Raw genomic sequence first — 16,880 nt, 5'->3', positions numbered from 1 at the left:
CCTAATTTTCGCTCTTTCTTAACTCAATTACAAATAGTCTAATAAGATTTGGGATAGTTTGTGGTAACCTTCCATCGTTAAGTGAAGTCCGTCTGTCGTGTAGTTGTCTGCCAAACCTTTACCATCAGACTTCAATGTTTGGGATACAGCAATAAACTCCATCCCTGGCAAGGCATTAAGTTCATCATTCAATTGATTAATAACATCATTTGATCTTACTTTGACTGTTTTTTGATACATTGGCTTCTCAGAAACTGGTAGAACAGATATGAGATAAATCTTGATAAATGGATTTTCTGAACGTATCGCAATCAAAACATCTAAAATCTGAGATTTAATTTCAGAAACTGTCTTTCCCAATCCAATATCATTTGTCCCAATTAAAATAAAGACTTTTTCAGGATCAAGTTCAAGAACTTGATCATTGATATGTTCTAAAAGCCATTGGCTATCTGTTCCAGCAATCCCTCTGTTTATTAATGGAAACTCTCTACCTAAGTATTTTTTTAATGGAAAAAATTCAACTATTGAATCTCCTGTAAAAACAATACCCGCAGGAGCAGTTTTCTTATTTAATTCTTTAAAACTATTTAACCGTTCCTCTTGGTAGGCCAATAATTCATCCGAAACCGTTTCAAGCATAATATCCTCCCTTTGCTATCTCTAGTATAGCAAAAATAAAGATAGTCAGCATAGCGATTCCACTTACAAGGGCTAGTCTAAATCTTGACCATTTGAGGCAATCACTTTTTTATACCATCCGCCCCATAAAAAGTTTTCTGGAAATTGTGTTTTTGCCATTGATACCTCTACCTTCTTTTCATTATCCTAATCGAATCATTACAATTCATTTTCAGATCCTTACCTAGTCACTCAAATACAAATGGTTTGATGGATCAAGCAACATTTCTGCTTGCATACTAATAAAAAAAACACCAGGTTGGAGATTAATTTCCCGGTGATTTTCATTTCGCATATGGTTCTTATCAAAAGTAGCCACCTTTTTAATAACCTAAAATTAGTATATGATAGTTTCACCACTAATGCTAACACTATTATTTTAAATAGTGATACTATTCTACTCACTTAGTATCATTCCAAAAGTTTAGAAGTTTTTCTAAGTTATCACCCCTGAAATTTTTCATTTATACTTGCAATTGGTATACCCTTAAACAACCTATTTTAAGCCCATTCGTCTCATTTGGCTAAATCTTTAATGATTTAATTGCAAATAACTACCTTTTTATATCATTCCAACTCAAATTTGTTATAATATTATCATATTATCAAATGAGATAGAGAGTGCGAGGATAATGTCAATGTCCAAATTATCAACACATCAACTTTTTGAACAGAATAAACACCTTTTACCATATCGGTATTTCCATACTAAGGTAAAAAATGGCCGACCAGATACCCTTTTTCATTGGCATCCAGAATTAGAAGTTTCCTATATTTATGAGGGGACTGCTCGCTACCATATTGATTACGATTTTTTTAATAGTCAAGCAGGTGATATCATTTTAGTCAGACCAAATGGCATGCACTCTATCCATCCAATTAATAATGAAGAACATGTTATGGATACATTTCAGTTTCACCTTGATATGATTGGGCTATCACAGGTTGATCAAGTTAGCCTTCATTATCTTCAACCCTTGCAAAATAGCGTCTATAAATTTGTTTACTGTATCAAACCACATATGCCAGGTTATTCAGAAATCAAAATGACCTTGTTTTCTATTTTTCAATTAGCCAAAGAAGAGAGTCGGCATTTCGAAATACTTCTAAAATCAAAACTACAAGAGTTTATCTATTTACTCTTCTTTCATCGCTATGTCGTTAGAAAAACAACCGATGATACCTATCGAAAAAATGAAAAAATTAGACAGCTGATTGATTATATTAATAATAATTATCAGCAAAACCTAACGATTGACTTTTTAGCGAATTTTATTGGTTACAGTAAAACACATTTTATGACAGTTTTTAAACAACACACGGGAACCTCTTGTACTGAGTTTGTTATTCAAGTCAGATTAAGCAAAGCCTGTGAATTATTAATTAATTCAACGATGCCAATCTTGGAAATTGCTAATGAAGTTGGCTTTAATAATCTCTCTAATTTTAATCGACAATTTAAAAGCTATTACTTGTTAACACCAAGTCAGTATCGGAAAAAATACACCAAGCCCAAAGAAAGTCAAACACTAATCAATCCACCAAAAATCAGACGATAAGTAAAACACCTTCTATTAAAACAAGAAGGTGTTTTTATACTTATTTAATTGTCGTTAGCAGGTAATCGCCAGTTTCAACTGTCAATTCTTGAGTCACTAGGACGTCATCATAGATAGCTGTATTAGTAATTATGATTGGTGTGATAATTGGAAGACCAGCTTTTTTAATGGTATCAATATCAAATTCAAGTAGCTTTTGGCCGGCTACGACCTTATCACCTTGTTTAACAAAGGCAGTAAATCCGATGCCGTCTAAAGATACCGTATCCATTCCAACATGAATAAGAATTTCTGCTCCATTATCACTCTGGAAACCAATCGCATGTTTTGTCGCAAAAACTAGTGTCACTGTACCATTTGTAGGTGCATAAACAACTCCGTCTTTAGGATTGATAGCAATCCCTTTTCCCATTGCACCTGAAGCAAAAACTTCATCTGGTACTTCATTCAATGGGACAATTGTTCCTGTAAGTGGACTCGCAATAATTTCTTGGTTTATTTCTTTTAAAGGCGCAATTTGATCTGCTTCGCTTTCAATGACTTTGGCATTGTCTGCTTGTGGACCACCATATAAGTAAGGGACTGGAAGAATGTACTGGATGATGAATGAAACAACAATAGCAATCAAGGTTAACACTATTGCAGCAATCATTCCAGAAGTATTACCTGTTTTTGGACTTACAAGTGATGGATATAGGAAAACTCCCAATCCTCCGATTGAATAACCTATAACTTTAAAGAACATCATACCAGCACCGATAAATCCAGATACAATACATGAAATAATAAATGGTGTACGCATTGGTAGGGTCACACCATAAATCGCTGGCTCAGTAACACCAAACAGTGAAGAAATCAAAGCTGGTGTTGTAATTGATTTAACTTTTTGTTCTTTGGTTTTAATTAAGATAGCTAGAAGAACACCTGTTTGGGTAAAGTTCGGTAATAAAGCCGGAACTAAAATAGATGACTGTCCTTTAGTAGCAACATCTAAAATAGCCAATGGAACCACTGCCCAGTGCAACCCAAACATTACCATAACTTGCCACAGAGAACCAAGAATAAAACCATAAAGAATCGGACTTACTCCCATAATGGTTTTAAAAGATGCACTTAAACCATCAGCAATTACATTGGCAAGAGGGCCTACTAATAGGAAAGTTAAAGGTACAGTCACTAATATGACAACGAAAGGTACAAGGAATAATTTAACAACGTCTGGCGTTATCTTCTTCATAAATTTTTCAATGACTGAAGCAAGCCAAATAGCCAAAATTGCTGGCATTACAGTTGATAAATAGCCACTTGCAGGCAAAGCAAATGGAATACCAAACACATTAGCTAAACCAGCTTTTGTCAATCCTGTTACTGATAAGGCAATATTGGGATAAACAAGTGCTGCGACAATTGCTACTGCTGTAAATTCACTCATTTTGAATTTACGAGCTGAAGTAATCGCAATTAATATTGGTAAGAATTGGAAGAAGCCATCACCAGCAGCATTCAATATCACGAAAATAGCACTATTGGTCGCATTCCACCCCAAACTAGCAGATAAAATTGCAACTAAACCTTTAATAATACCGGCAGCTGCCAATGCTCCTAAAAATGGTTGAAAAATACCTGAAACCAAATCAACAAATCGATTAAATAAATTGCCCTGTGGCTGATCACCTTCATCGATATCGACAGAACCAACACCAGAAACACCCTGAGCTAAGACAGCCTCATATACTTCAGGTACATGATTACCAATAACAACTTGATATTGTCTACCAGCTTTTACAACTGTGACAACACCATCACGTTGTTTCAAATAGTCAGTATCAACTTTACTTTCGTCCTTAAGAACAAAACGAAGTCTAGTAATACAATGTCTAACATTTGAAACATTTTCTTTACCACCAACATGAGCAACAATGTCTTTCGCGAGCTCAGTATAATCTTTTTTAGCCATTTTAGCTCCTTTCTGATGTCAGTTTAGACTAATGAGGTTATGGGTATCGTTTACTATTAGTCCAATCACTTGGAATTTTGGCAATAGAAAAAACCCAAACAAATACCAAATACATGTCTGCCCAAAGTCAGTACATTATATCTCGTATCTATTTAGGTTTTGCCTGCTTACCAGTAACAATCCATTTACTATAAAATTATGATAGCAAAAAAACAAGTATTGCAAGCGCTTTTTTGAAAAAATTAAAAAAGCTGAAAATTATTTTTCAGCTGCTGTTTCTAACCGTTGAATATGAATGGTTAAATAGACCTGTTCATCCGTACTCATTGGGAAATCATAACCACTCTCTACAAATGATTTTATTTTCTCAGTACATGAAAATGCCCTAGGGTAATTCAGTTTCACTTGCTCAAACAAAAAACTATCATTTGTTCCTTGAACCAGCCCATTAATCACCCTTTGTGCAAAATATTGAATATGCGTTACAAATCGATTATATGAAATAATATCCGATTCCGAAATTTGTCCATAATGAAATCTAACAATATCTAGGATGCTTGTTACGATTTTGGTAATTCTTTGGCCATTTTCAATAGCTCCTGAATCCTTCTGGACATTAATAAAATGGAGAGCAATAGAGGCGACTTCGTCTTCTGGTAATTGAATTGCCATTTTGTCTTTGACAATTACTAATGCATCACGAGCAACCTGAAACTCTTTTGGAAAAAATTTCCTAATTTCCCAACTTAAGGGGTTACTAATAAGTAAGCCTTTTTGAAGGCGCTCAAATGTATAATGCAAGTGATCTGCTAAAGCAATATAGAGCGCAAGATCATAAACAGTATCTAGCACATCCTGACCATGTTCAATAATCGTAGTAATTGTTTCAACTTCTTCTTGCGACAGATTTTGATAAACACTTCTTAAATCATTTAACAGAGTTGAATCTTTAAGTGTAAATCGTTTTTCAATTAAGGTCTCATCAACAGAGTCCCCAATCTTCTTTTGAAAGCCAAGTTCACGACCCATGATAATTTCTTCTTCACCATTACTTGTCAGGACTTGGACTACATTATTATTATAAACTTTATCAATGATCATTTATAGCATTCTCCAAACTATAAGAACTTTGATACCCATGCATTTAATCATATCAGAACTTATTCTTCTTGACAATAGCAAAGCTATGACATCAGTAATTGTCTAATCTTACCAATTTCTGGTTCGTTAACAACAAGAAATATCGTGGCACCTGCTAATAAAATAGTCTCACCTGAAACAACCTGTGATTTATTATGTGAAACTTGTGTTGTAATAAGTGTATTTTTGGGCAAAGCTAAATCACAAACACGTCGTCCTGCCAATTTATGGCCAACTGTTAACTCAATCAATGTCGGTTCGACGATATCTTCAACTGCTTTAATAGGCAACTTTTCTAACATTGCTTCGTAAATTGGCTCTCCATTCAGCATATCCATGATAACATAAGAAACAAATGTCACCACTGCTATTGCCATTAATGGTTTTAAATCACCCACCATTTCTGTCACCAAAATCATCCCTGTTAATGGTGCTTTGGATATAGCAGCAAAATAACCAGCCATTCCTAAAACAATAAACAAGGGCATGGTGTTTTGCGAAAGCAAGCCTATGTCTTTAAACAGCGTTCCAAATAGTAAACCAGCTAAGGCACCAAGCGTAAGGATTGGTAAGAATATTCCTCCAGGCAAGCCACTTCCAAATGACAGCATACTACCAACAAAGCGAATGATAAAAAAGCCAAGCACAACTACTAACCCCACTTGATACGATGACAATGAGATAATCAAGCTATTGCCACCACCTAGCAATTTAGGGAAAAAATAGCCAACACATAAGATAAGTGGTAAGACCATTAGAGGATAATAGGCTTTTTTTAGATGCAGCCATTTTCCTACTGTATCAAAACCAAGACCTAAATTTAAGATAATTTTTTCATAGCCAAAGCCCATAAAACCTAAGTAAATGCCCATTAATACCAATATCCAATAGTCAGTTAAGGGTAAAAATGGCATTTGTTTTGGCATAGCAAGAACTGGTTCAAAGCCAAAGATGTATAAGGAAACAAAATTGGCAACAATACTTGCTACTAAAGCACTAATCCAAATTAATCTTGAAAAATGGTGATAGATTTCTTCGACAACAAACAATAAACCGGCAATTGGTGCATTAAAGGCAGCTGATAAGCCAGCGGCAGCCCCACTTGCTATCATTATCCGTTTTTCTAAACGACTGGACTTAAGACTTTCTGCGATGCCTTTAGCTGTCATAGCCCCTAATTGAATGGAAGGACCTTCACGTCCCAACATGAATCCCATCGAAATAGATAGTGTTCCGGCAATAAACTTTTTCCAAAGTACGCTCCACCAATTTGGTGACAACAACCCTTTTAATTCCCCCTCAACATGAGGAATTCCAGATCCCTTAATATCTGAATCTGATTGAATCAAAATAGCCACAAAAAGCAAAATAAAAAAGCTACAAAGCGCTATGATTAGTATGATTCTGGGATCCTTATGAGCCATTTGATAACTGGTACTCACCAGGTGTCCTAACTTTTCAATGGCATATCTAAAGAGAGAGACGACAGTCCCTGCCACAAGACCAACGAGTGCACCACGCCAAACAAATGATATGATCGAATCTTTTGACAAAGCATATTCATTTTTATGATTTTCCACTACTTCCTCACTTTCTAACTATTCCATTGTATCAAAGAAGTTTACTAAATGCCATATGAAAAAAACTACCTGTCCAGAAAAGTCATGAGAACAAGTAGTTTTTTATGATTTACAGGTTTATATATTACTGAACTGCATCACTAACGCTTTGGGCAACAATTTCAGCTACACCTTTTTGGAATGCTCCTGGCATTATATTCGTTGGTGATAATTCATTATCTGGGACTAAACTGGCAATACCTTTAGCAGCCGCAATTTGCATATCAATTGTAATGCTTTTCGCACGCGCATCTAATGCTCCTCGGAATATACCAGGAAAGGCTAAAACGTTATTGATTTGGTTTGGAAAATCACTTCGACCTGTACCAACAATGTAAGCACCGGCAGCAATTGCTTCATCAGGATAAATTTCAGGTACTGGGTTGGCCATTGCAAAAATAACAGGTTTCTCAGCCATTTTAGAAATCCATTCTGGTTTCAAAACACCTGGAGCAGAAACCCCAATGAAAATATCAGCATTTTCTAGTGCATTTTCCAAAGTTCCGGATACAAAGCCTCTGTTTGTTAGTTTAGAAATTTCCAAATGATGAGGCGCTAATTTGTCACCATCTTTCTCGTTAATAATACCAAATTTATCTACTACAGAGATATTTTTTGCCCCTGCAGCTAACAGTTTTCTACTGATTGAAAGACCAGCTGATCCACCGCCATTAACGACAATTTTCACCTCTTCAATTGACTTATTAATGAGTTTCAAACTGTTATATACAGCAGCTAACACGACAATAGCAGTCCCATGTTGGTCATCGTGGAAAACAGGAATATCACATTCCTTAATAAGTCGTTGCTCAATTTCAAAACATCGTGGCGCACTGATATCTTCTAAATTGATACCTCCAAATGTTGGTGAAATGGTTTTGACAATCGAAATAATTTCCTCAGTGTCTTTTGTATTCAGTACTATTGGAATGGCGTCGACACCTGCAAACTCTTTAAATAGAACTGCTTTTCCTTCCATAACAGGCATAGCTGCTACAGGACCAATATCACCTAAGCCTAATACTGCAGTCCCATCACTGATAACCGCAACTGTATTTTTTTTACTTGTTAACTCATATCCTAGACTGGCATCTTTTGCGATTTCAGAAGAAACCGTTGCAACGCCAGGTGTATAAGCAATACTTAAATCCTCTTTATTTTCAACAGTAACTTTTGATCTGATTTCAAGTTTACCACCAAATTCTTTGGCTTGTGCTAAAGCTAATTGACCTAAATCTTTTGACATATGATAACCTCTTTCTTAATGTTTATTTAAAAATAATTCGTAAAATTGCAGTCATTGTAATGACAGTAATAGCGCCACCTAAACGTGTGGCAACTTGAGCAAATGGCATTAAATTCATCCGGTCTGCCGTTGATAAAATCGCGACGTCACCAGTTCCACCCATACCACTTTGACAAGCTGAAATAATTCCAGCTTCCACAGGATTCATATTTAAGAAACGTGAAATGAAAAATCCGACTGAGATGACAGTAAATACTACTGAAATGACTACAACAAAGTATTGCCAACTTAAAGTAGCGACAACATCTTTAAGTGGAATATAGAGTAATCCTAAACCTGCCATCAAGGGGAAAGTGAAATTCCCTGAAATAAATTTATAAAGTTGTTTTGCACCATTTTGAGTTTCTTGTGGGATGACATTCATGTATTTTAACAAAGCAGCTAAAATAATCATTAGGACTGGTCCTGGGAATCCAGTGAGGTGTTGCAATAGACCTCCTGCAATAAAAAGCGAACAAGCTGTTAAGACACCAGCACCCATTAATTTGACATCAAGTTGGCCTGAATTATCCTTTAAGGCATCAGACATATCTTCGCCTTTACCAATTTTTACTAATTGCCCTTGTCCTGAATAGTCTGGGTGTTTTTCCCCAAAACGATTTAACAAGGCAGTACACATAATTGCAAAGAAGTTCCCAATAATAGTTGCTGGGATTAATTGGGCAACCAATTGTTCACTCGCAACTCCTGTAATTGAGCTGTAGCCGAGAGATAACGGGAGAATCCCTTCTCCAATGCCTCCTGCAAGGACTGGCGTTACAATATAAAATAAGGTCTTTTGCCATTCCAAACCTAAAATAACACCAACCAATGTTCCTACTGCCATAGCACAAACCATGCCGAGTAACATCGGAATAATCATCCGAAATAAGCCTTGGATAAGAATTTTTCGATTCATTCCCAAGATACTTCCACATACCAAACAAGCAATATAAAAGTAAAGGAAATTGGCTTCTTTCATCAAGATATTAGTTGCTTGTAAAACATTGGGATTTAAGAGATTAAAAAATACCAATATCGAAGGAACTAATAATGAAAGAATCGCTGGACCACCAAAATTTTTCAAACCAGGGATATTAGCACCGATTGTGCCAAGTAACCATCCCATTGTTAAAATAACCGCAAATCCACCTAGCATATTGACAGGTAATTTTTGCAAATAACCTGTTACTAAAATTAGTAGGGCTAATACAGTGTAGACTGGTAAAGGCATAGAACCAATTCTTATGGTTCTTAAATTGATTTGTTTGTGCCCACTACCATCTACTGTCGATACTTTAGCTGCCTGATTTTTTGTGTCCATTTGACAACCTCCTTTAATAACACTCTTAGTATAGTCAATTTCAATGATGCATTAAAGATTTTTTAATTACTTTAACTAGTTAAAGTAATTTAATTTATTTAACTTATTTAAGGTGATTAGAAGTATTGATATATGATATACTCAATAAATAGGAGAAAATATGAGACATAAATTATCACTTTGGGCTAGTTTATCATTGATTTTTGTATCACTAATTGCTACTACAACGCTTATTTTTTATGGCATAATGATTGTTGAAACCTATCACTCTATCAAAAAGCAAGAAACACATTTAATTACCTCAACCGGCCAAATGTTAGCAAAGAATGAGGAAATAAAAGAAATTTTACTCAAAAATCAACCCAACTCTAACGTTACCAAGTATACCAATAGCATTTCACAAATCTATAAACTAGATTATATTGTTGTCATGAATATGGATGGTATCAGACTAACACATCCAAATCCACAAAAAATTGGAAAGCCATTTCAAGGTGGAGATGAAGATTCTGTGTTAAAGGGAAAAGAGATCATCTCAACTGCTAAAGGGAGTCTTGGAAGATCACTGCGTTACCTAATTCCAGTAAAAGTGGCTAATCGACAAGTTGGTGCAATTGCAGTTGGCATTAAGCTTACAACACTAAATCAAGTTGTTCTTCAATCAAAAAGTAATTATACTATTGCTTTATTTATCTGTATTATTGTCAGTTTGATCTTAACGACTATTATCTCACTACGGTTAAAAAAACAGTTGCATAATTTAGAACCAAGTGAAATTTATCAGCTGCTGGAAGAACGAAATGCCATGATCGACCAAATTGATGACGCTGTTTTTGTGATTAATAAAAACCATATTATTCAGTTAACCAACCAATCAGGAAAAGAATTAATTAAAGAATGTGATCCTAAAGCCATTAATCGGAAAAAAATAGATGATTTTTTTCCTGACTTTTCAGGAATAAACTATGATACTGCCCACGATCAGTTATTGTATGTTAATGACACTGATTTATTAATTAAAGTATCTCCTATTCGGGTCAAAAATGACTTACGCGGTTATTTAATTTTTATTCGTAAAGCTTCAGAGGCTATCTACACATTAGACCAATTAATGTATACCACTACTTATGCCTCAGCTTTACAAGCACAAACACATACCTTTATGAATCAACTACATGTCATCTATGGATTAGTCGATATCAAGTATTATGACCAATTAAAAATTTATTTGGACAGTATTCTTGATGCTGAAAATGGTATTGTAAGTACCTTATCTGTATTAGTCAAAGAACCTCTTCTTGCAAGTTTTTTTATTGGCGAACAAGAAAAATATAAGGAATTAAATATTAATCTGATGGTCGAAGCAATTAGTGAAATTCCAAATTCATTATCAAGCAATCAAATTAATACCTCATTAATGCTTTATCGTTTTATCCATACTAATATCATTAGCATGTTAAAGCCTGAGACTGTTTTCTTAACCATTGACTACGACCAAACAAACCTGATTTCATACTATAAAATAAGTGATGACACCATCTCCAAAGAATCCATACTCGAAAAACTTGATAATCACTATTTCAAACAACTCCTAGCCGACACAAAATCAATATGCACACGTCAATTTGAAGCCAATGAATTGGCATTTTCAATCACAACACGCTATAGAAGAGGTTAATATGAATGTTTTAATTATTGAAGATGACCCGATGGTTGACTTCATTCATAGAAATTACTTAGAGAAAATCAATAAATTCCAAATAATATTATCCAGTGACTCACTGTCTGATGCTAATGAAAAATTAAGTCACTACACCATTGATCTTATTTTACTTGATATTCATATCAAAGAAGGTAATGGCATTCAATTCCTAGAATCATTAAGACTCAACCATCATAATTGTGAAGTGATTATTATTTCTGCTGTTAACGATGGAAAAATTATAAAATCAGGCTTCCACTTAGGAGTTGTTGATTATTTAATCAAACCATTCACTTTTGAGAGGTTTAATGAAAGTATTCTCAGCTTTTTTGACCGCAAATCACAACTTAATCAGAACTTTCTCAACCAATCTCATATTGACCAAATGAAAAATGGAAAAAATACAGTATCTAACAGTGAACCTAACCTTTTGGAAAAAGGCTTATCAGAGGTCACTTACAAACTTATTCTTTCTGCCATTACATCGTTACCGCAATCTTTTACCATTCAAGAGCTTGCCAAAGCTTGCCAACTGTCGCATGTTTCCGTTAGAAAATACATTGCCTACATGGAAGAAACAAATCAGATTAAAGCCAAACAAATTTACACAAAAGTTGGTAGACCTTACAAAACTTACCAGAAAATATAAAAAACGTTTTAACAAGTTACCTTGTTAAAACGTTTTTTATTTGCGATACATCTTAAATTGCAGATATAAATCATTATAGATTCCTAACCACTTATCGCCAAGATTACCATAAACTTCCAGCTTTTTAATCGTCTTTTGTGTTGGATAAAATGCTTTATCATTTTTGATAGCTGCAGGTAGTAGTTCTTTAGCTTTATTATTTGGTGTAGCATAGCCAATATACTCAGCATTTTGGGCTGCATTTTTAGGATCATTTATAAAATTCAAAAAAGCGTAGGCTTCTTTTTTATGTTTCATTGTTTTAGGAAGGACCAAATTATCAAACCAGAGATTTGACCCTTCTGAAGGAACAACATAATGCAAATGACTATTGTTATCTAACATTTCACTAGCTTCACCAGAAAATGTAACACCAATTCCTGCATCTCCTTGAATCATATACCCCTTCATCTCATCAGCTACAATTGCTTTGATATTAGGTGTTAAGTCTTGGAGTCGGTGTTCAACTTGTGTCAATTCCTTTTTATTTTTACTATTTAAGCTGTAGCCATAAGTATTCAAACCAAGCCCCATAACTTCACGAGCGCCGTCAACCAACATAATTTGATCCTTGTACTCAGGGCGCCAAAGATCAATCCAATGTTTAGGAGGCGTCTTAATTAACTTGTCATTATAAACAATTCCAACCGTTCCCCAAAAGTAAGGCAATGAGTAGTCATTTTTAGGATCAAAACTCTTACCCAAAAACTCCTTACCGATGTTTTCCATACCTTTAAGTTGAGATTTATCAAGCTTAAGCAATAGGTTTTCTTTAATCATCTTATCAATCGTATAGTCACTCGGAACAGCAATATCGTAGGTCGTTCCACCTTGCTTAATTTTGGTATACATAGCCTCATTAGAATCAAAGGTCTCATACTGAACTTGAATACCAGTTTCTTTAGTGAATTTTTTCAGCAAAGCTGGGTCAATATAATCTCCCCAGTTGTAGATGACTAGTTTGTCAGCTTGATTGGCCGTGCCTGTTTTCTTTTGCAAAATAAAAGTCAAACTAACTAAGATAAGCACGATGCCAAGGATGCCTCCAATAAATGAATACAATTTACGCATGCTTGTCCTCCTTCTCTTGAGAAATGTAATAATAACCCATTACCAATAAAATTGAGAAAAGAAAAACAATCGTAGAAAGGGCATTAATATCTAACGAAATCCCTCGACGTGCTCGTGAATAAATTTCAACAGATAAGGTCGTGAAGCCGTTTCCTGTTAAGAAAAAAGTCACTGCGAAGTCATCCAAAGAATAAGTAAAGGCCATAAAATAACCAGCAATAATCCCTGGTGTCAAATAGGGTAACATAACCTCTTTCATCATTTGAAATTGACTAGCACCTAGATCATAAGCCGCATTTATCATGTCCTGATTCATTTCTTTTAAGCGCGGTAAGACCATTAATACAACAATTGGAATTGAAAAGGCTATATGACTAAGTAAAACAGACATACTCCCCAATTGGAATTTCAGTGTGATAAAAAGAATCAAGAAGGATGCACCAATCATAACATCTGGCGATACCATGAGGACATTATTAGCTGATAAAAGGGCGTTCTGATACTTTTTACGGACGTGATGAATATAAATAGCTCCAAAAGTTCCAATGATTGTTGCCAATAACGCACTAGTAAAAGCTAAAACGAAAGTTTGCAATAATATGGACATGAGACGACTATCTGCAAACATTGTTTGATAATGTTCCAGAGTAAACCCTTTAAAGCCATTCATATCAGCTCCTTTATTAAAAGAATAAGCAATTAAATAAAAGATTGGAGCATACAAAAGGATAAAAGTGAATGTTAAATAAAGTGATGCCATTTTTTTCATTTACTTCTCTCCTTTGTTAGATACATTATGGCTAACATCGTCAGAATAAGGATAACACCAATGGTAGACCCCATCCCCCGGTTTTGTGTTGTTAAGAAATGCTGCTCAATGGCTGTCCCCAAGGTAATGACCCGGTTTCCACCAATTAAACGTGTTAACATAAAGAGACTCAGACTTGGAATAAAGACCGCCTGAACCCCAGCTCGGACGCCATTCATTGATAAGGGGAAAGTTACTTTTGAAAATGTTTGAGCTTCACTTGCTCCTAGATCACGACTAGCATTTATGACATTATCGTCAATATCATCAAGGGCATTGAAAATCGGCAAAATCATAAAGGGAATCTCAATGTATGACGCAACAAAAATAAATGAAAAATCGGTAAATAGAATTTGCTGTGGTCCAATTCCAAGAAAACTCAAAAAGTCATTAACTGACCCATGTTGCCCAAAAATTCCCATAAAAGCATAGGCTTTTAACAGTAAATTTACCCATGTTGGCAAAATGATTAACATTAACCATAACTGCTTATGCTTTAATTTGGTTAAACAGTAGGCAGCTGGATAAGCAATTAACAGAGTCACTAAAGTTATGATGCCAGCATAAAAGATTGAGTTAAAGCTCATTCTGATGTAAGTCCAAGATGAAAAGAAAGTCTGGTAATTAGCTAAAGTCACATGACCTTCTATATCAAAGAATGATTTGTAGATAAGAAGAGCTACTGGAGCAAGCACAAAAAGCACAATCCACAAAAAATAAGGAATGGAATAGAGCTTAGAGGGTTTCTTCATTTCTCTCCTCCTCAATTGCATTGATTAAGCCATCTTCTTGTTCGTCAGATTCGACATACTCATCAATACGGGCATCAAATTCTTCTTCTGTTTCATTGAGCCTCATAACATGAATATCTTCTGGCGTGAAGTCTAGCCCGATAATTTCACCTTCAATGGCTTTGCGGGTAGAATGAATCATCCATTCATTACCTAATTCGTCATAGGCAATGATTTCATAGTGAACCCCACGGAATAACTGAGTATCAACCTTTACTTGTAATTTGCCCTCTTCAGGAAGGGTAATCTGCAAGTCTTCTGGACGGATCACAATTTCAACTGATTCATTTGGACGCATACCACCATCAACAGACTTAAAGGTTTTACCATTGAAAGAAACCAAGTAATCTTCAATCATGATCCCGTTCAAGATATTTGATTCACCAATAAAGTTTGCGACAAAGTGATTAATCGGTTCATCATAAATATCAACCGGTGTTCCAGATTGTACAATTTCACCATTATTCATGACAAAAATCCAGTCACTCATCGCCAAAGCTTCTTCTTGATCATGTGTCACAAAAACGAAAGTAACTCCTAATCGTTGTTGTAACTCCCTTAGTTCATACTGCATTTCAGTTCGCAATTTCAAATCAAGCGCAGATAAAGGCTCGTCCAAAAGCACAACACGAGGCTGATTGATGATGGCGCGTGCGATGGCCACCCGTTGTTTTTGTCCACCTGATAATTTTTGAATAGAACGATTTTCATAGCCTTCTAATTGAACCATTTTTAAAGTTTCTTTAACACGTTCTTCAATTTCTTTTTTAGAAACTTTTTTCAACTTTAGGGAAAAAGCGACATTATCAAAAACGTTCATATGTGGAAATAATGCATAATTTTGAAAGACCGTATGAACATCTCGCTTACTGATGGGTAAGTCATTTATTCGTTGGCCATCAAGAAAAATATCTCCACTGCTTGCATCTAATAGTCCTGCAATAAGATTTAAAATGGTTGATTTACCAGATCCGGATGCTCCTAGAAGTGTGTAAAACTTCCCTTCTTCTAGTTCAAAATTAATATTATTTAAGACTTTGGTGTCGTTATCTTCAAAAGTCTTTGAAACATTTTTAAATGAGATTATTGGCTTAGTCAATTGTCATCTATCCTCAATTGTATTCTTTCTTATCTTACTTAGTTTCTCCGATGATCCGAACTTCTCTTTCAAGCGTCACTCCGGAATTTTCTTTTACTGTACTAATTACATGGGCTATTAATGCTTCATAATCTTCAGCTGAGCCATTGTCTACATTAATCATAAAACCAGCATGCTTTTGTGAAACTTCTACACCACCGATACGGTGACCTTTTAGATTAGCTTCCATAATTAACTGGCCTGCAAAATGTCCAAGGGGACGTTTGAAGACTGAGCCACACGATGGGTATTCAAGTGGTTGTTTTAGTTGTCTTAAATGATTAAGACGATTCATTTCCTGTGAAATTTGCTCATAATTGCCTGGTTTTAATGCAAACTTAGCAGATATCACAATATCTCCACTTTCTTGAATAGCCGAATGTCGGTAGCCAAATGCCATCTCTCGTGCTGAAATTGTTTTAATCTCACCTTCTGGTGTCAATACCTTGGCTGATTGGAAGATATGGGCAATTTCACCACCATAAGCTCCAGCATTCATAAAAACGGCGCCACCAACACTACCAGGAATTCCACATGCAAATTCAAAGCCCGTTAAACTATGGAGTTTAGCAATTTTTGTTGTTTCAATGAGGTTAGCTCCTGCCTCAGCTTCGATGGTATAGCCATTTAAGGTAACTGTATCTAACTTGTTAAACATGATGACAAAACCTCTAATGCCACCTTCTCTAACAATCAAATTACTTGCGTTTCCAAGTACCATCCATGGAATATTTTCGCGGTTAGCATACTTAACAAGTCGAGATAGCTCATAACGATTCCGCGGAAAAGCAAGGTAATCTGCTGGCCCACCAACTTTAGTATAAGTATAATCTTTTAAAGGTTCATTAATACGTAAATCAATTCCTTCAAGTTCAGTAATCATGATCTTTCTTCTTTCATAGTAACAATTTTTCATAAAAAAATCGGCAAAGCGCCGATATTATTATATCAAATTTTAAAGGAAAAAACGATAGTTAAAATATTCGTGTCCACGCCTTTCGCATGAAAACTTTCTCCTCACCTTTTTGTGCCCTCACATCTTTTTTGAAAAGATAGCTTTTTAAATGGGTCATTTTCTTACCCTCTGTTTCCAAATAATTGTTCCAAGTAATCTTCC

The 16,880-nt window shown here is 35.2% G+C and carries 14 protein-coding genes; 3 read left to right on the top strand and 11 right to left on the bottom strand.

Going from position 1 to position 16,880, the window contains the following annotated elements; genetic code table 11:
- Positions 1-27 precede the first annotated feature (27 nt).
- Entirely contained in the window at positions 28-642 is a 615-nt protein-coding gene (locus ACVRZD_RS00070; protein ID WP_037624417.1) for an SGNH/GDSL hydrolase family protein, read from the bottom strand.
- Positions 643-1,313: 671 nt separating this feature from the next.
- On the opposite strand from ACVRZD_RS00070, the gene ACVRZD_RS00065 reads away from it, so the two are divergent.
- Positions 1,314-2,240 carry an AraC family transcriptional regulator gene (locus ACVRZD_RS00065; RefSeq protein WP_037624416.1) on the top strand — a complete coding sequence of 309 codons (927 nt, stop codon included), beginning with the start codon at positions 1,314-1,316 and terminating at the stop codon, positions 2,238-2,240.
- Positions 2,241-2,280: 40 nt separating this feature from the next.
- Here ACVRZD_RS00065 and ACVRZD_RS00060 read toward each other — a convergent pair whose 3' ends face one another.
- From ACVRZD_RS00060 to ACVRZD_RS00040, 5 genes are all read right to left on the bottom strand, one after another.
- Positions 2,281-4,197: a beta-glucoside-specific PTS transporter subunit IIABC gene (locus ACVRZD_RS00060; protein ID WP_447450146.1), complete on the bottom strand. Its 1,917-nt coding sequence runs from the start codon at positions 4,195-4,197 to the stop codon at positions 2,281-2,283.
- Positions 4,198-4,455: 258 nt separating this feature from the next.
- A complete protein-coding gene (licT, locus tag ACVRZD_RS00055; protein ID WP_037624414.1) occupies positions 4,456-5,298 on the bottom strand; it encodes a BglG family transcription antiterminator LicT in 843 nt (280 codons plus the stop codon).
- An 83-nt stretch (positions 5,299-5,381) separates the two neighbouring features.
- Positions 5,382-6,917 (bottom strand): H(+)/Cl(-) exchange transporter ClcA, encoded by a 1,536-nt coding sequence (locus tag ACVRZD_RS00050; protein WP_037624413.1) that lies wholly within the window; start codon positions 6,915-6,917, stop codon positions 5,382-5,384.
- Positions 6,918-7,041: 124 nt separating this feature from the next.
- A complete protein-coding gene (locus ACVRZD_RS00045) occupies positions 7,042-8,202 on the bottom strand; it encodes an NAD(P)-dependent malic enzyme (protein ID WP_447450145.1) in 1,161 nt (386 codons plus the stop codon).
- Between the two features lie 22 nt (positions 8,203-8,224).
- Positions 8,225-9,565: a 2-hydroxycarboxylate transporter family protein gene (locus ACVRZD_RS00040; RefSeq protein WP_037624412.1), complete on the bottom strand. Its 1,341-nt coding sequence runs from the start codon at positions 9,563-9,565 to the stop codon at positions 8,225-8,227.
- Positions 9,566-9,725: 160 nt separating this feature from the next.
- On the opposite strand from ACVRZD_RS00040, the gene ACVRZD_RS00035 reads away from it, so the two are divergent.
- Positions 9,726-11,243 carry a Spo0B domain-containing protein gene (locus ACVRZD_RS00035; protein ID WP_037624411.1) on the top strand — a complete coding sequence of 506 codons (1,518 nt, stop codon included), beginning with the start codon at positions 9,726-9,728 and terminating at the stop codon, positions 11,241-11,243.
- 1 nt (position 11,244) lies between these two features.
- Positions 11,245-11,916 carry a response regulator gene (locus tag ACVRZD_RS00030; RefSeq protein ID WP_037624409.1) on the top strand — a complete coding sequence of 224 codons (672 nt, stop codon included), beginning with the start codon at positions 11,245-11,247 and terminating at the stop codon, positions 11,914-11,916.
- Between the two features lie 36 nt (positions 11,917-11,952).
- On the opposite strand, the gene ACVRZD_RS00025 is transcribed toward ACVRZD_RS00030, so the two are convergent.
- The 5 genes from ACVRZD_RS00025 to murB are packed head-to-tail and all read right to left on the bottom strand — an operon-like array spanning position 11,953 to position 16,646.
- Positions 11,953-13,026 carry an ABC transporter substrate-binding protein gene (locus ACVRZD_RS00025; protein WP_037624407.1) on the bottom strand — a complete coding sequence of 358 codons (1,074 nt, stop codon included), beginning with the start codon at positions 13,024-13,026 and terminating at the stop codon, positions 11,953-11,955.
- On the bottom strand, positions 13,019-13,795 hold the full coding sequence (locus ACVRZD_RS00020; RefSeq protein ID WP_037624405.1) for an ABC transporter permease: 777 nt from the start codon (positions 13,793-13,795) through the stop codon (positions 13,019-13,021). The genes ACVRZD_RS00025 and ACVRZD_RS00020 overlap by 8 nt, the downstream gene beginning before the upstream one ends.
- Positions 13,792-14,586 (bottom strand): ABC transporter permease, encoded by a 795-nt coding sequence (locus ACVRZD_RS00015; protein ID WP_037624403.1) that lies wholly within the window; start codon positions 14,584-14,586, stop codon positions 13,792-13,794. The genes ACVRZD_RS00020 and ACVRZD_RS00015 overlap by 4 nt, the downstream gene beginning before the upstream one ends.
- On the bottom strand, positions 14,570-15,724 hold the full coding sequence (locus tag ACVRZD_RS00010; protein ID WP_037624401.1) for an ABC transporter ATP-binding protein: 1,155 nt from the start codon (positions 15,722-15,724) through the stop codon (positions 14,570-14,572). Before ACVRZD_RS00010 ends, ACVRZD_RS00015 begins: the two co-directional genes overlap by 17 nt.
- A 34-nt stretch (positions 15,725-15,758) precedes the next feature.
- On the bottom strand, positions 15,759-16,646 hold the full coding sequence (gene murB / locus ACVRZD_RS00005; RefSeq protein WP_037624396.1) for a UDP-N-acetylmuramate dehydrogenase: 888 nt from the start codon (positions 16,644-16,646) through the stop codon (positions 15,759-15,761).
- Between the last annotated feature and the right edge of the window lie 234 nt (positions 16,647-16,880).

The organism is Streptococcus hongkongensis (assembly GCF_053206145.1).
The sequence above is the reverse complement of the archived record's forward strand: the minus strand, read 5'-3'. Positions and strand labels throughout refer to the sequence as shown.

Bases quoted from the DNA above. Each gene is read 5' to 3' on its own strand.
- ACVRZD_RS00070 (WP_037624417.1), bottom strand. From the start codon at position 642: ATGCTTGAAACGGTTTCGGATGAATTATTGGCCTACCAAGAGGAACGG.
- ACVRZD_RS00065 (WP_037624416.1), top strand. From the start codon at position 1,314: ATGTCAATGTCCAAATTATCAACACATCAACTTTTTGAACAGAATAAA.
- ACVRZD_RS00060 (WP_447450146.1), bottom strand. From the start codon at position 4,197: ATGGCTAAAAAAGATTATACTGAGCTCGCGAAAGACATTGTTGCTCAT.
- licT (WP_037624414.1), bottom strand. From the start codon at position 5,298: ATGATCATTGATAAAGTTTATAATAATAATGTAGTCCAAGTCCTGACA.
- ACVRZD_RS00045 (WP_447450145.1), bottom strand. From the start codon at position 8,202: ATGTCAAAAGATTTAGGTCAATTAGCTTTAGCACAAGCCAAAGAATTT.
- ACVRZD_RS00040 (WP_037624412.1), bottom strand. From the start codon at position 9,565: ATGGACACAAAAAATCAGGCAGCTAAAGTATCGACAGTAGATGGTAGT.
- ACVRZD_RS00035 (WP_037624411.1), top strand. From the start codon at position 9,726: ATGAGACATAAATTATCACTTTGGGCTAGTTTATCATTGATTTTTGTA.
- ACVRZD_RS00030 (WP_037624409.1), top strand. From the start codon at position 11,245: ATGAATGTTTTAATTATTGAAGATGACCCGATGGTTGACTTCATTCAT.
- ACVRZD_RS00025 (WP_037624407.1), bottom strand. From the start codon at position 13,026: ATGCGTAAATTGTATTCATTTATTGGAGGCATCCTTGGCATCGTGCTT.
- ACVRZD_RS00020 (WP_037624405.1), bottom strand. From the start codon at position 13,795: ATGAAAAAAATGGCATCACTTTATTTAACATTCACTTTTATCCTTTTG.
- ACVRZD_RS00015 (WP_037624403.1), bottom strand. From the start codon at position 14,586: ATGAAGAAACCCTCTAAGCTCTATTCCATTCCTTATTTTTTGTGGATT.
- murB (WP_037624396.1), bottom strand. From the start codon at position 16,646: ATGATTACTGAACTTGAAGGAATTGATTTACGTATTAATGAACCTTTA.